Origin of the sequence: Mesonia aquimarina, assembly GCF_003667275.1 — a bacterium.
GTDB classification, from domain to species: Bacteria; Bacteroidota; Bacteroidia; order Flavobacteriales; family Flavobacteriaceae; genus Mesonia; species Mesonia aquimarina.
On the sequence record NZ_RCNV01000014.1, the window covers coordinates 55,863 to 72,821 of the forward strand.

Sequence of the window (16,959 nt, forward strand, 5' to 3'; positions counted from 1 at the left end):
TCAAAATTCTTTTTTGGATGAACTTTCTTCCTCCTATAGTAGTGTAAATAATGCCCAAGTTAATTTTTATCATTGGAACAAATATCGATTACAGGAAAAATATAAAAGTCATGGAAGAGAAGGAGAGACTCAATTCTATATAGGTAAGCAATTTGTTCTTCCTTCAAATGACAATTCTCAAGCTGATTTTAATGGCAAATTTCCAGAATATATTTCCTTTCCACATGAATTAAACCCAAACGAACGAAATCGAGTTGAATCATATTTAGCCTTAAAGTATGGTTTGACTTTGGAAGAAGTGTCTTACCGGAATGCTATAAATATTGTCTTTTGGAAAAAAGAAAATTATAATATTTTTCATAAGCGTATTTTCGGTATAGGACGCGATAAGATTTCTAATTTGAATCAGTTAATTAGTGAAAGTACGCATAATTTAGATTTTTTAACAGTTTCAGTTGGTGAGTTTGCTGATACTAATAAAGAAAAACAGGCTCAAGTAAATATTCCTGATAATAATTTTATTGTATTTGGAGATAATGGAGGAGGTTTAAGTCCAGGAACTCAAAATGATGTTGGTGTGAGATTATTACAACGTAAGTGGCTTTCTCAAAATACCGGTAAAGAAACAAGTAGTTTTCCTTTATTTTTCAAATTGAATATAGCTCCTTGGCTCTCTGTTTTATCTGATCCAGAAATTAAATTATGGATGCTTCACGATAAGAATGTAACCAATCAGGAATTATCTGATTTCAATAACAATTATGTTGACTATTACGAGCCTGATGATATAACCTCAAGCGGATATGCGATTTTTGAAAAAAAATATTTTGATCCGGATAGTAGTTATTACGATCAGTTTACTTTCGGTATTGGTCCAGAAATAATAGTACAGGTTCGTTTTCCACCTGACCAATGTAATAGACCTAAATTAAATGCTGAGGTGGTGATTACTGGAGGGAAAGCTCCTTATAATATTATGATACATGGACCTTATAATTATCACGAAGAATTTAATATATCAAACAATACACTAAATCTACAGGATTTGTCTGCTGGTGATTATACGGTGGTAGTAACAGATGTTAATCATGTAGAAGCGGAAACAGAGTTTGAAGTTGTACCTACACAGATAGAGGTTGATTTAGGTCCTGACTTAACTTTAACAGCTAGTCAGTCACAGATAATTTTAGATGCAGGACAAGGGGTTAATGATCCTGAAGCAACCTTTGAGTGGTTCAAAGATAATGCCTCTTTAGAGCATTATGAGTCAGAGTACACTGTTGAAGAGCCGGGAGAATATAAAGTTATTATTACAAGTGGAAATAGGGCCTGTGAAGTATCTGATAGCATTTTGATTGAATACGAGTTTTCAGGAATCTTTGAAACGGAGGTGATATGTGAAGAAAATCAAGGTTTGTTGTTTGGAGAATTATTGGGGGGTGTCCCTAATTATAATGTTAAAGTGTTTGATATAAATAATAATGAAATCAATAACTTGCCAACCAACGGACAAATAGAGTTGTATTTAAATTATGGAAGTTATACTCTCAAATTCGAAGATGCAATTGGAAATACTTTCGAAGAACAGGTTGTTATAGAAGATCCTTTAGAAGGAATCGATTTGGATATTTACTCTCAACTTTCTGCACAGTGTCAACTCACCTATGAGCCTTCTTCATCTTCATATCCTTGGCTCGCGGGAGGTTGTGTGGCAATACCTATAATTCTTGATGCTTCTCTTTTGGTAAGTAATCCAAATGTAGAATATGAGTGGTCATATACCAATACAAGCGGGTTTTGTAATGTGACAAATGAAGTATTCAGTTCTAATCCTACTATTGAAATTAATGATGCTATTGGACTAGATGAATGCGGTGGAGGCCATCATGAAATTACAATAAAGATTACTAATACTTTAACGGATTGTTATATTTCTCAAACCTTTGCTTCAAAATCATATTGGTCACCTGAGGTTGAGCCTACTTCGTTAACACAAGAAAATGAAATTTCCACAGCAAAAAAGAATGGAGAGGAGAAAAATTCTTATTTGACTACTCGAGTTTATCCTAATCCTAGTGATCCTGATAACACATTCTATCATGAAGTAAGTATAAACGAAAAAACAGATGTTAAAGTTGAAGTATATACAGTTGCAGGCTCATTGCTGTTTCAAACAAATTTAACAGGTGAAAGTTTTTATCAACTTCCCCTTAACCTCTCAACTTCCGGTGTATATTTTATAGTAACTACATCAAATCAAACTGTCAAAACCGATCGATTAATTATCCGATAATTTTATTTTATGAAAGTTAATTTTTTTAAGAAAATAAGGACTTCCTACATAGCAAGCACCTTAGGAACAACTATACTGAGTAATATAATGGTTTTTGGCCAGCCAATTTTACAACTTCATTCTTTGGTAGAAACTAAATTGCCACTTGAAAATAATGTGATAAAAATAATAGAAAGCCCAAAATTAAAAGAAGAAAAAGAAAACAAGATTTTTTGGGCTAAGCAAGGAGAAGGGAAAATAGGAATGTTTAGCTCCAAAGATGTTGAAAATCCCTCAGATAACCTTTTTATTGTAGACATTCCTGAAAATATAAGTATTGAAAAATATACAGTGAAATTACATTATGATTTATATGGATTGTCTGAAGCAAATCAAACCACAAAAAGTATTAATAACGAAGTAGCTTATGGAGGGGTTTTACTGGAAAAGAATAAGGTCTGGAAAAGTGTAAGTGAAGAAATTCCACCTACAAGCTTAAAAAAGGGGAAAAATGAAATTTTCTTTTCTAGAAGGAGGGATTTAGCATATCAATATAATATAAAAAAACTTAGAGTTGAGCTTATTCCAAAAAATAAAGATCTAATTCATTTAATTGATTCACTAGTAAGTTATAATGGAAAACTTTCTGTATCAGGCTATTCAGCTAATAAAAACTTAAGCTTTTTAGAGATAAATGGAAGAAAAGCGACCTTAGTTAATGGGAGGTTTGAAATCCTTATTGATTCGGTGCCAAGCTCACAAGCAAGTTTAAAAATTAAATATAAAACAGCGACGGGGCAATTAAAACAAGAATTATTTCCTATATCACATACAAAATCTTCCTCATTAATTTATTTTGATGAAGATGGTGATCATTTAGAAAGCGATGACATAACTGTTAATGAAAGTAAAGAAAACTCATTTTATGCTGCAAAGTTAAGTCCCGGAGATTATTCTAAGAATAGACAATTTAAGTTAACGGTTAAAGGGCTTTATTTTAAGGATATTCGACCTTTAAACCCAGATCTTGTAAATGTGACAGAAGGAAAGTTTTTAGCTTACCGGCTTAAAAGGAAAATTAATAAAAAGGATAGTCTTTCTTTTAAACTTCATTTAAAGTTTGATACAGGCAAAATACCAAATGGATATTCTCCGAAAGATATACGAACTCTTTACTACAATAGAACACAAAAAAAATGGAAACCTTTACCTATAGATAGTTTAGATTACAAAAAAAAAGAAATCATATCTACTATATATAATGAAAATGAAACAGATTATATTAATGGTATTATAAAAACTCCAGAATCTCCAGAAACCGGTAGTTTTACTCCAACTATGCTTTCAGATATGGAGTATGCAAACCCTACATCAGGGGTAGTAGGTATAGCGCCTCCTAAGCCCAATAATAGAGGAACGCTACAGACTACGTTTCCTTTGAAAATACCAAAAGGAAGAAATGGAATGCAGCCATCCCTACAGGTTTCCTATAATAGTGAAGCAGGAAACGGATGGATGGGAATCGGTTGGAATATAACAACTCCCTCCGTTAGCTTAAATACAAAGTGGGGCGTCCCCCAGTTTATTGAAGGAAAAGAATCAGAACTATATATACTAAATGGAAATGACCTTGTCATAAAAGAAGGAAACAGTTATACGAACCCTCATCGGCAAACTAGTATATCCCGCTCCCCTAACAGAAGATTTTACAAGAGGATAGAAGGGGAATATCAAAAGATCATCCGACATGGCGATCAAATTCACAATTATTGGTGGGAAATAACCGATAGATATGGAAATAAACAATATTATGGAGGGGATCCAGATCAGGGAGTAATTGAGAATTCGGTTATACGGACGGAAGAAGGTGCCATTGCTCACTGGGCACTTTCAAAAAAAGAAGATCCTTTTGGTAACACTGTGAACTATACTTATCACAATGCTCAATCTACAATTAGTGATGGACAGTCTGGTCAATTTCAAGGGCAAGAATTCTATCCGAAAAAAATAGAATATACCAAACATCCTTCCTTAAACAATTTTTATGAAATAGAATTCAAAAGAAACTCTTATTCAATACCTAGCAGTAGTAGTGTGACACGTAACGATAAAATAATAAATGCTAGAAAGGGATTTATACAGTTTACTGATGACTTGCTGACGGAAATTCATGTCTCCTATATTGAAAATTCAGTTAGTCAACGAATAAGGTCTTATAAATTTGAATACCAACCTGTAGCGTTTAAAAAAATGCAATTAAACAGTATTGCTGAGTTTGATGCTAATGATGACCTGTTTTATACTAATACCTTGGAATATTATGGTTTAACATCAGGAGATGAAAATAATCTATATGGTTCTGAGACTATATATGCCGGAAATAACGATAATTGGATTACTACTGATGCGTCAGTTTTGTTAATGTCTGGAATACCGTCGAGCATGATTTTACAAGGATCATCATTGGGTACTTCTAAATCTACGGGAATATCTGGCGGTATAAGAGTAGGTGTTGGTTTAGGTTCGAACGTTTTCTCAAAAGGTAAATCAGCAGGTGGTACCATTAGCTTTAGTAAAAGTTGGCAACAAGGACTTATCTCTTTATTTGATGTTAATGGAGATGGTCTGCCTGATAAGGTTTTTAGAGATAATAATGATGTGCTTTACAGAGAAAATACAGGGAATGGTTTTAGTAATACTGTATACAATTTGAATGGAATAGATCATTTTAATACAGTAGAATCACGCACAACTTCTGGTGGATTTGATGCAAGTTTTTTTGGCGCAAGTATTGGGAAAAGCTGGAGTAAAACTCGTATAAGAACAGAGAATTTTTTTGTTGATAGAAACGGAGACGGGTTACCGGATATCGTAAATGGGGGAAGGTTTTTATTTAATACTGCTAGTAATGGAAATTTTCAAGAGAGAAGTTTTAGTAGTGATATTGGGACATCAGAAAATTTTATTGAAAGTGGAACATTAGACCCTTCTCTACTTGATAATATAACCTTGCCTACAAAATTAGAATTAAGAGAAGAAAACCCACAATTTGATGTGGTAAAAATATGGGAAGCTCCTTATGAAGGGGTTGTAGATATTAGTAGTGTAGCAAAAATGGAGAGTGTGGCTCCTAATGAAGAACAAAATATTTTTAGGTTCACACTAGAAAAAGCTACAGCTGAAAGTACCGGAGAAGCTAATATTATAGCAGATGCCTCAGGTTCTTCCCAAGATGTTTTAAGTGCTGCAGGAACTAGCAAAACCCTAAACTATAATAATATTTACGTAGACAGAGGGGATATGTTGTTGTTTCGTACACATAATAAAAAAAATGGTTCAGGTGGGATTGCAAGTTGGAACCCTACAATAGAGTATGACTTGAGTAATTCACCTGTTTCTTTATCTTCGCTAAATTATACTGATGAAAATGGAAAGAGTAATTTAGTATTTAATTCAAAGGAAGACTTTTTATTGACTAACGGTAGTATGTACGAGGTGACTGGGGCTTCAGCGGTATCAGTTGATATGAATACAGCAAGTCTTAATTGGAATGCAAACGATTTTACTGATGATATTGAACTCCATGTAAAACGTATAAGGGTTAATAGTGAAGGGGAAGAAGTGAATGTATATCCAAATTCCTGGTCTATGACCTACAATCACAAAACAGGTAATTTTGGACCTTCTTTAAATCCAAGTATCACGTTAAATACACCCACAAATTATCGGGAAGCTTTTTATTTTTATATAGAGAGTGATTCTAATATAGAATGGGATAATATAAATTGGCAACCTTCAATTACACTTACGAAAACTCAACAGCAACAAACTTATTATGAAACATATTATGCTCCTGTAGATCATAAAATATACAATTATCGTTTAATACCATTCTCTCATCGGATAAATAATTCCGAATTCCCCCAACCCAATATCATTGAAAATCCTGAAACAGGTTTAGATGATGGTGATGAACCGCTCATAGAGGTAAGTCATAATTTAAATGGGACAACTATGGATTATGACCTGTTAGATGACGAAGATTTTCCCTTAGAGATAAGCTTAGTGTTAAAAGAAGAAGTCAATGGTACTATACAGGTGTTAGACAAACGAAAATATACAATTAATCAATATATCTCAGGAGAGTATACTTTAACATCTTCTGCTTCCACGCCTATTACTATTTCAAAAAATAAGATAAATGAAATGGATAATCTCTTTATAGGTTTATACAGTAAAAATAATAATGTTAACTCGCTTCTTTTGAATAGTACATCGCCTCATCTTAAATTAAAATTAGTACCTGCTGAAGAAAGTCAACAATCTTGGTCTTCAATTGTTTTGGAGCATCCTTTTTTTACCGCAAAGCCAAATAAATTTGGTAATGCATATCGAGGTTGGGGGCAATTTCTTTATAATGGTGCTCTTAAGTTAGAGCGAAATGATGAGGGGGATGTTGAGTTTCAAAATAATGGAACCCCTGAAATAGATACTTTTTTTGGTGAAAGCTCAAATGGAGCTGTCAAGCCTATTGATATGGGCGTTTTTGAAACCTCTAATCAAAATGGTGGTATAGAGGATATAGATGAGGAAACCTCTTTAGAAAATATGGAAAACGGTGATATTGGAGATTTTGAAATGTTTCCAAGATATTCTTTATACACTCAAGATTATGAGTATATTCAAGGAACACCTAAAAATGAGAAATATATAAGTACTGGTATAGGGTCTACTTATGGTGTGGTGAACAATAAGTTAGAAGAAAAATTAAGTCGTTTTGGAGAAGATAATATTTTAGAATTATATTTAGATCCTAATTCGTTGGGTGATGTGCCGGCAGGTGTTTTTATTGGTTTAAAACAATTTTCTATTTCCAAAGGTAACACTACTTCCGCAGGTTTTTCTGCCTCATCAGGTTATGGAGGTTCTGCAAATCATAGTGAAGCAGAAACAAATATTTTAAATCGTTATATTGATTTAAATGGAGATCGTTATCCTGATATGGTGACTGATAAAAGAATACAGTACACTAATGCTTTAGGAGCTTTATCACTTACTCATTTAACTGGACAAAACTTTAATATCAAAAATGAAAGTGAAGGCTGGTATGCTGGCGCTACATTAGGGCTTTTACAAAATTCAACAGCATCAGACAATAAGGATGAAGCTGCCCCTCCTTTTCCTTCTTACGGAGTAAATTTAACGAGTTCTGCCAGTATATTAAACCCAAATAGTTCGCAGGGTAGTACAGGCTTAGGCGGAAATATCTCTGATTCGAATAATAAAGTTATTTGGCTTGATATGAATGGAGATGGCTTACCGGATAAAGTTTCCATTAATAAAGGAGATAATAACGATAAGGTTTTGGTAAATTTAAATAGAGGCTATGATTTTTTAAGTGAGAGTATAGAGTGGGGGGAATATCCGTCTACAAATACCAGTAAAAGTGAGACAGGGGGTGCCAATGCATCTTTTTCACCTGATCCCTATGGAAGTATTGGTTTTGGGGCAGGTTTTAAACTCTCTGAAGCGAGTAGAAAGTGTCTTTTTATCGATGTAAATGGAGATGGGTTATCAGATTTAGTATACGATAATGGAGGTAATAATTTTAAATATAAACTTAATTTGGGTGATTCATTTTCAAATAATTCTTACACGTTTTATAATGGATCATTAGGAAAAAATCTGTCTGTTAGCGGCAATGTGTATGGTACGATTACAGGGGGAGTGGCTTTTGCTATATTTGGTGTGGGTTTTAAAGCTGTAATAAGTCCTTCAGGGGGCACTTCGGCGGGTTTCAATCAAACTAATAAAACTATTCAGGATATTGATGGAGACGGTTTTCCCGATCTTTTAGAAAAGGATGATAATAATACAAATTTAAAGGTTAGAAAATCAGGGATAGGAAAAAATTACCTTCTAAAAAAGGTAAATACTCCTTTGGGAGGCTATTGGGAGGCTACCTATGAGCGCAAGGGAAATACGTATACGATGCCTCATAATAAATGGGCGTTGAGCTCCATTATAACAAATGATGGTTTTGATGAAGATGAAATTAACGAATTTGAATTTGACGAGACCTTAACGACTATGAAGTATGAAAATCCATTCTATCATCGCCGTGAACGTGAATTTTTAGGATTTGAAAAATTAATCATCGAACAACGGGAGCCTAGTGGTCCACGCTATCGATATACAGAACGAATTTTTCATAATAAAAACTATTATTTAAAAGGTGCAGTTAAGGAAATTAATAGCTATGGAGAGGATGAAGAGTTGATTTCTAAAACAGAAACCTTATACAATATTTTAGACCCCGAAAATCCAATTGTTAATTTAAATGCCAATGAAAGTAATAATTACCTCCAAGCTAGTCTTCTAAATCAATCAGAGCAATTGCTTGATCAATCTAGATTATTCATAGCAATAGCAAAAAAAATAAGTACTTCATATGAAGCAGGAGGAAGTTTAAGTTTGGTTGAAGAGTTTAGCGCTTATAAAGACGGGAACCTAACGGAATATAAAAATTATGGATCAGAACCGGAAGATGCTTACAAAACGGAAATTACTTATGCTCCTGCCGGCTCTTTTTATTCTATAGAAAATGCTTTAGGATATCCGGAAGAAATAAAGGTTACTTCATTAAACTCAGGAGAAGAGCTAAGGTCTAGACAAGCTACTTATAATCCAAAGGGGAAATTAGCAAGTGTTTTTACACTCCTAGAAGACGAAGAAATAAACAGAACATTTTTTACTTATAATAATTTCGGGCTTTTAAGAAAGATTAATGAACTGGACAATCAAAATGATGCAGGAGAAAATTTTGAAAAACGAATTAATTACGATTCTGAAGTAGCAACTTATCCTATAGAAGTCAATAATTCTTTTGACCACCATTCCAATACTATTTATAATGTTTTATTCGGAATTCCGGTTTATACTACCGATACCAATGATCAATCAATGCGTACTCGAATTGATGATAGAGGTAGAGTGGTAGAGATAACCGGTCCTAATGAATTAGCCTTTGAGAATGAAACGGGGCAAAAAAGTTGGACTATTCGAACTGAATATGAAAAAGAGTATGAGACTCAACCCACTTTAGAAAATCAACTAGCAGGCCTTAATTCTGAAGATTATGTGGTGGATGCAAAAGGAAGTTTTATAGCAGAAAGTCCGGATGCCCAACATTATGCAATTACTCGCCATAATGATCCGTTAATATCCAATAACCAGTTTTTAACCATTAGTATTGTTGATGGGCTTGGAGAGGCTATTCAGCAAAAAAAGAGTCATATGACGAATAATACCATGACATGGATGGTAAGTGGAAAAAAAGTAAAGGATGAGTTTGGCAGAGTTACAAAAGTTTATTTACCAACTAATGATAGTAATTCTTATCCAACGAGTTATACAAGCACGCTTTCTAGTAATGCATTATCTTATGATATAAGTTCTTCACCGGATAATCCATCAACTTTTACGACTTTTAAGTATGACGATCGGGATCGTAAAACCGAAATACGAAAACCCGGTGAAAGCGAAATAACATCAATAAATTATGATATTGAAGGTGATCGATTTACAAAAACCATAAATAATGAGTTACAACAGACTCAAAAAATATTTACAGATATACGAGGTAGAAAACGTAAAACAATTCAAAACGAGCAAATAAAAACAGAATTTGCCTACAATGCCATAAATGAGCTTACTAGTGTCTTACACAATAATAATTATAGAACCAATTATTTGTATGACAATGCAGGACGTAATATAGAAATACAGCATCCTGATCGTGGTGTTGTCAAAATGAAATATGACAATGCTGGTAATCTAATTGAACATCAAACTTCTAACTTATTGGAAAACAGTAGTGCTATAGAGTACGTATATGATTTTGGTCGTTTAGAGGAAATAAACTATCCAAATAATCCTGAAAATAATGTGGTTTATACTTATGGAGAAGAAGGAGATCCTCTTGCAGAAGAAGAAAATGCCGTCGGAAGAATATTGTATCAGGAAGATGCTTCGGGAGTTCAAGCTTTTGGTTATGGTAGAATGGGTGAAATTACCAAAAACCTTCGCTCAATTGCAGTAGGAGGTGCGCATTCTTATTGGTTTTTTACACAATGGGAATATGATAGCTGGAACCGTGTAAAAGAAATTGTTTACCCAGATCAAGAAAAAGTCCACTATCATTATAATGAAGCGGGTAACCTAAAGTCAATAAGTAGTGAAATACTCACCTATTCGGTGCCCAACAATATAATTAATGATGTTCAATATACACCGTATGGCGAGCAAGACTTTATAGAATATGGAAATGGAACAACTACCACCTACACCTATGATAATCGTAGAAGAATGGAAACTGTTTCTCATCAATTTTCAAATTTTGGAATTCAAAATACGTATACGTATGATGAAATTTCAAACATAACGGCTATAGCTACTCAGAACCCTCAGAATAGTTTGGTTTCTCAAGGGCAATTAGGTGGGCCGGTAACCTATAATTTTAAATATGATGTTTATAATAGATTAGAGTATTCGGATGGAAAATATACAGGTCCTAATGATTTAATGAATTCCCAAAATCCGGAATATTTACGGCAAGAATTTGAGTTACATATGAAATATAATGATAATCACAGCATCATTCAAAAAACACAAACTCAGCGGCAAGGAATAGTAGGCGACCACGGGCAGACAATGTCTAATGCGGATATTGTACATAAAACCAGTTATCAACTAGATTTTGAAGAGTATACAACTGCTAATTTAATATCGAGCAGTTATGGCTATATGCAACCAGGAGCCCCACGATTGATTAAGGAAGAACCTACAGGTGTAGGCTGTTGTAATGGAGAGAACGACCCGCGTAAAAAAGAGAAATCAGTAGAATATGATAAAAATGGAAATCAAACTGAAATTATTGAGAAAGTAGGGGAGATGGAAATTAGCCTTAGGAATAATGTATGGGATGAAGAAAACCGTTTAATAGGGGTAGATTTAAATCCTGAAGATGAAACAAACCATCCGGTTGCGGTTTACACCTATGATGCAGGAGGTCAACGTGCGATTAAGTATAACCTAGATCGTATAGATGTTTTTTCCAATTCAAAAAAAGTTGGTCAAAACAAGGGTTTTAATGTAATGATTTATCCTAGTGGATTACTTACCGCAAAAATCTTACAAGACACAGATCCCGCTAAGACAATTCGCTATACTAAACATTATTATAATGGTAGTCAACGAATAGCAAGCCGATTAGGCACTATGAAAGAAGAATTAGGGCTTTACCCTAGAGATTTATTAGATAATAATAGCATCATGCCCGAATTAAATGAAAACCCTATTCGTGGATTAAGTAACCAACGAGTTAACGGAGCCGGAAATATAATTCAAAATTTATATAGTGAATTTAATATAGATATTCCTATACCTAGTCCAATTGTTGAAGGTTATATTCGTAAATTTGAACATGATCCGGCACTCTTAGGAACTTTTTACTTTCATAGTGATCATCTAGGATCTTCTAATTATATTAGTAATAAATTAGGAAATGTTAGCCAACACATGGAATATTTACCATTTGGAGAAATGTTAGTAGAAGAACATACCAATTCTAATAACTCTCCGTTTAAATTTAACGGGAAAGAGCTTGATGAAGAAACCGGTAACTACTATTATGGGGCGCGTTATTACGACCCAAAATGGAGTATGTGGTTAAGTGTTGACCCGTTGGCGGAGGAAATACCGAGTTGGTCGACATATGCCTATACGTTTCAAAACCCTATTAATTTTACTGATCCTACTGGAATGATGGGTGAGGGAACCGAAGATGATTATCTTTTAAATGAAAACGGTACTTTTACCTTATTAAATAAAACCGAAACTGCAGATAGGGTTTTTAATAAAGATGGTGATTTTGTAGAATTAGAATACGATGGTCAAATAAAGGATAAAAAGAAATATGGAAATTCATCGTATTTAAAAATATCGGATGAGTCAGTCTCTATGGAGGCATTTGAATTTTTTGCAGAGAATTCTAATGTCGAATGGGGAGAAGTAATTACTGATGAATATTCTTATCTTTTGACAGACGAATCCCCATTTAGTGTTAATACTGGAGGGTTTGCTTATTCTCGTTTAGATAAAGGGGAGAATGTTAAAGAAATAAATCACTCTCATCCAGTTCACTATATAGGAGGAGGATTACCTAGTGGTTATGGACATAATACTACGAAAAATAATTTAACTACTCAAAAAGACCCTTACAATAATTGGGGAGATTGGCAAAGTAGAAATGATTTAATTAACGGGTTTTATAATGACAAAACTTATTATCCAGGATTTGGAGATAAAGCAAGTAGTATTATTAGTAGAGTTTACAATACAAAAAATCAAACATATATTCAATATGGAGAAAATAGAGCTCATAAAATTATACGTAGATAGATTCCTTATATTAATATTTATGTTATTAGCGGTTTCTTGCAAATCCCAAATAAATATTTTTGCTGATGTTAATGGAATAAAACCAACTCATTCTATAAGTAATAATTATATTGCTGATATTTTAGATTCTTTATATAGCATTGATGATTTTTCTAATTGGCAAAAATCATCAAAAAAACTTTTGTTGATTAGTTCTGTTAAGCAAGATGAAACTATTTTATTTAGAGTGATTCCTACATATAGAGAAAAATATGCTGTTCCGTTACTCTCTAATAATTATAACTCCTATTTTAAATATAAAGATGTTTTTATAATATATTGGGGAAAAGAATTAGGGCTAAAAAAAAATAAAGATACATCTATACAATTGATTTTTAATGATAAAGAGTTGAGAGTTATTAAAAATGGTGAGTACTATGGTTGTGAATTTATTTTAAACAATCATTCTCTAACACTTAAGAAAAAAAGTTATTTTGAGGAAATACTTTTAAGAAAATAATATGAGGTAACGGTAGGTAAGGTAGGTAACGGTTCAAATTGGCACTTTGGGAAGAATAAATTATAATATGCAAAAAAATAATTTTCCTTATAGTTGTTTTTAGGAAGTTTAAAAGCCTTTGCAGTAATGTAAGGGCTTTTTTAGTTACATAATACTTTGAATCTTTCTTTTGGCGATAAAAGCATCAATAACAGAAAATATTTGTAGACGGTCATCCTCATTAAACTTGGAGACTTCTAAGATGCGTTGCTGTATGGTCTTGTCAATTTGCACATCTGCCTTTCCAGTAAGGTAATCAAGGCTTAATTCAGTATGTCTAGTTAGCTATAATTGCCCCATATATACACTTATGGAAGCATTTTCTTGTTTAGGACAGAGATAACCTATCCAAAGATGAAAATCTGTAAAAGAGCTCCACACTTCAGGAAGAACAAAATGTCCGTTTTTGGATTTCCGAAAACCTAGATTATCGAAAAGTTTAAATTTATGTGTGTCGGGTTGGTAAACAATGGCAAATAGACGATCGTTTTTATTGGCCAGTGCTTGATCATTATTAGCACTCCAGGTTACATTAACCCCTAAAGATCCGATCCGTTGCAGCTGTAGATGTTCTGGTATTCTGAGATCTCCATAACTCATTAAACATCGTGAATAATCTATTGTATATCCGTTCTTATTGGAAATAACTCCGTGGCGTAAATAATAAGATTTTAGGCTATTAAAAACAGGTTTGTTCTTTTGTAATGGGAAATAAGTTTTATTCAATATCATCCTTGCGGGTTTTAAAAAATGCATGACCGCTTTCATTTTACTTTGTTGTAACTGCTGTGGTTTGGTACGTTTAGCGGTACTCGGACTAGGTAAACTACATACATAATTACCATATTTGCCTTTTTTAAATACTAAAGATCCTGCTTTGCCTGATAGCGAACCTAACGGATTATCTATTAATCGTGCCATAAATACATGCTTTAAAAATAACAACTCCTAAATATAGACAAAAACAATCGTTATCGTATAAACTTTTTACATGAAATATATAGGCAAGGTATAGATATAGCGCTACTTATTCGAGTTTACTCCGTATTTAGCCCGTAAATAGAGACTTTATTCGAATAAAACTCGAAGCAGTATCGGATTAGTAGCGAATTAAATATAAAGTTGCTATGAAGAAGGCTTGTAATAACTATAAAGAAATTCTAAAAAACTTAGAGATTTTGATCGGTTTGTTACGCTTATCATTCAAAATATATTCAATAATTTTTATATAAATTCGTTGATAGTGAGCAAATAAATAATAAAACAGCTAAAACACAAATTGTTTGTAAACGATACGTGTATTTTTGTAAGTTTAAATTATTCTTTTATGGTGTTATCTGATTTTTTGAATTGACGACATCACATTCAAAGTAGTAGAGAACTTTAAGATGTTCAATTGTTTATTATAGCTTTCGGAAATAGAAGGCATGACAAAAATGAGGTGTTGGGGCTTTGTGGCTTGGCAAAAATGAATCTGTCGCCTTCTGGGCTAATGTACTCACTAACACGAAAGCTTGTCCTGTAGAAAACTATCCTAATAATCTTGAGAGACAACTGAACAGATTTGCAAATCCCATTGAATATGTTTTTTCAATTTAACATCTAGATTTTGTGGTACAAAAAATAAGGAATGTCTACAGGTAGGTGGTAGGGAGTAAAAGTCTTTACAAAAGTCAAAGCTTATTTATGATATATCAACAAAGCAAGGCGCAGAAGAAATAGAATGAGTTCTCCCGTATGTCATTAATAGCAGGAAAGGTAATTTGTTGGATCTTACTGCTTTTATAAGTTATATTAGCTATATTATATCACCAGCCTCATTGAAAACCTAAGCGCTAAAAACAGAAAGTATATCAAAAAATAAATTATTAAAGATTATCTCCTACCTATGATCTTAGGTGATTCCTATAATTCTATCGGGATTATATATATGACAACAAAGGAAACCACTAAGAAGTGGTCATTGCCTATAAGAAATTGGGGCCTTATATTAAATTAGTTCCTTACGATTTATGAAAGAAGGGTTAGACTTTTTAAAGTCTAACCCCTGTTACTTTCTATTTACATACTTTAATTAGATAGTCCTTTTTTACTTTTTTTTATCTATTTTTCAACCGTTATTTTTTAATTATCCGAAACACCGAACGTCTATTCTCTTGGTATTGCTCTTCACTACAATTATCGCAATCTATTTTCGGCTTTGACTCTCCAAAGGCTTCCCAGCTAATTCGTGATTTATCTATCCCTTGAGAAACTACATAATCTACTGTACTTTTAGCTCTTCGCTCTGACAACTGTTGATTGTAAGCCGCTGATCCACGCTTATCGGTATGTGCTTCTACTTTAATTTCCATCTCTGGGTGCTTCTTCATCACTCCTACAAGCTTATCTAATTCTAAAGCCGCTTGTGAACGAATCGTAGCCTTATCAAAGTCAAACATAATCGGGTTTAACACAATCTCTTCTTCTTTGATGATTGGCTTTATTGGTGTTAGCTCTATCGTTACTGCTATTTCTCCTTCTTCATCTTTAGATACTAACTCTGAGTTACTTTTGTACTTAGGTGCGTTTACCTGAAGTGTATAATCACTTCCTGCTACAAAAGTAAAGTTTGTAGATCCGCTTGTACCAGTCATCTTAGTTCCCATCTCTGCTTCTTCATCATTATAAGTAACAACCTCTGCATTAGCAACAGGTGCTCCGGTCTCCGCATTGATCACCTTCACCATAATATCGATTTCTTCGATAGGTTGTAATTGAACTACACGATAAATATTATCACTAGCGGTTTGTGCATCCTCAGCTAAACCGCCTCGATTAGAACTTACATAACCTTTCTTATCTGAAGTACTAAAGCTAAATGCAAAATCATCACCATTGCTATTAATAGGCTTTCCTATGTTTTTTACCTCTCCAAAACTACTCCCATTCGCCTTCGCATAAAACACATCTAAACCGCCTATTCCTAACTGCCCGTCACTAGAAAAGTAAAGCGTCCCTTTTTCATCTATATAAGGAAAGCTATCTCTTCCTTCCGTGTTTATTCCTGCTCCAAGATTTTGAGGCTCTCCTAAAGAACCGTCTTCAGACACAGACACTTTATACAAATCAGACTGTCCCATTCCTCCCGGCATATCACTAGAGAAATAAAGCGTTTTTCCATCAGCACTTAATGCCGGATGTCCGGTAGAGTACGCTGAACTGTTAAACGGAACAGATTGAATATCATCCCACTCTCCATTAACTAATGTTGCACGGAATAATTTTAACTGACCCACTCCTTGTTCATCTTCTTCATAATCTCCATCTAAATAATCATTACGCGTAAAATACATCGTATTTCCATCAGGAGTGATCGCTACAGTTCCTTCATTAAATTTAGTGTTCACCTCTCCTTCTAAAAGCTCTGGTGAGGCAAACTCTTCTCCCTCTCTAGTTGACACATAAACATCTAAAGTGGGTTGATCATTCCATCCATAATTTCTTCTTGATTTGTTTCGAGCAGATACAAAATAAAGCTTACCATCTTTTTCATAACCTCCAAAATCAATAAAATCCGTATTTAACGATAAACGCTCTACGCTAAATTTCGCTTCCTTATCTAATATATCTGATAAGTAATTTTGATTAGACTTAAAGGCTTGAGCTCGCTTGTCTTGTGGTGAACGAGAAGCAAACGCTTGCATCG

5 protein-coding genes are annotated in these 16,959 nt (G+C 33.6%); 3 read left to right on the forward strand and 2 right to left on the reverse strand.

Annotation, left to right across the window (positions count from 1 at the left end; genetic code table 11):
* Window positions 1-13 precede the first annotated feature (13 nt).
* Genes D9R05_RS14630 through D9R05_RS14640 form a run of 3 tightly spaced genes read left to right on the forward strand, consistent with a single transcriptional unit; the run spans window position 14 to window position 13,232 of the window.
* Window positions 14-2,293, forward strand: a complete 2,280-nt coding sequence (locus D9R05_RS14630) for a T9SS type A sorting domain-containing protein (protein WP_121667977.1) — start codon at window positions 14-16, stop codon at window positions 2,291-2,293.
* Between the two features lie 9 nt (window positions 2,294-2,302).
* Window positions 2,303-12,733: a SpvB/TcaC N-terminal domain-containing protein gene (locus D9R05_RS14635; RefSeq protein ID WP_121667978.1), complete on the forward strand. Its 10,431-nt coding sequence runs from the start codon at window positions 2,303-2,305 to the stop codon at window positions 12,731-12,733.
* Window positions 12,696-13,232 carry a hypothetical protein gene (locus D9R05_RS14640; protein ID WP_162985009.1) on the forward strand — a complete coding sequence of 179 codons (537 nt, stop codon included), beginning with the start codon at window positions 12,696-12,698 and terminating at the stop codon, window positions 13,230-13,232. Before D9R05_RS14635 ends, D9R05_RS14640 begins: the two co-directional genes overlap by 38 nt.
* A gap of 324 nt (window positions 13,233-13,556) precedes the next feature.
* On the opposite strand, the gene D9R05_RS14650 is transcribed toward D9R05_RS14640, so the two are convergent.
* Both D9R05_RS14650 and D9R05_RS14655 read right to left on the reverse strand, forming a co-directional pair.
* Entirely contained in the window at window positions 13,557-14,192 is a 636-nt protein-coding gene (locus tag D9R05_RS14650) for a DUF6266 family protein (protein ID WP_121667980.1), read from the reverse strand.
* Window positions 14,193-15,388: 1,196 nt separating this feature from the next.
* The coding region (locus D9R05_RS14655) for an OmpA family protein (RefSeq protein ID WP_121667981.1) at window positions 15,389-16,959 on the reverse strand (1,571 nt) is incomplete at its 5' end.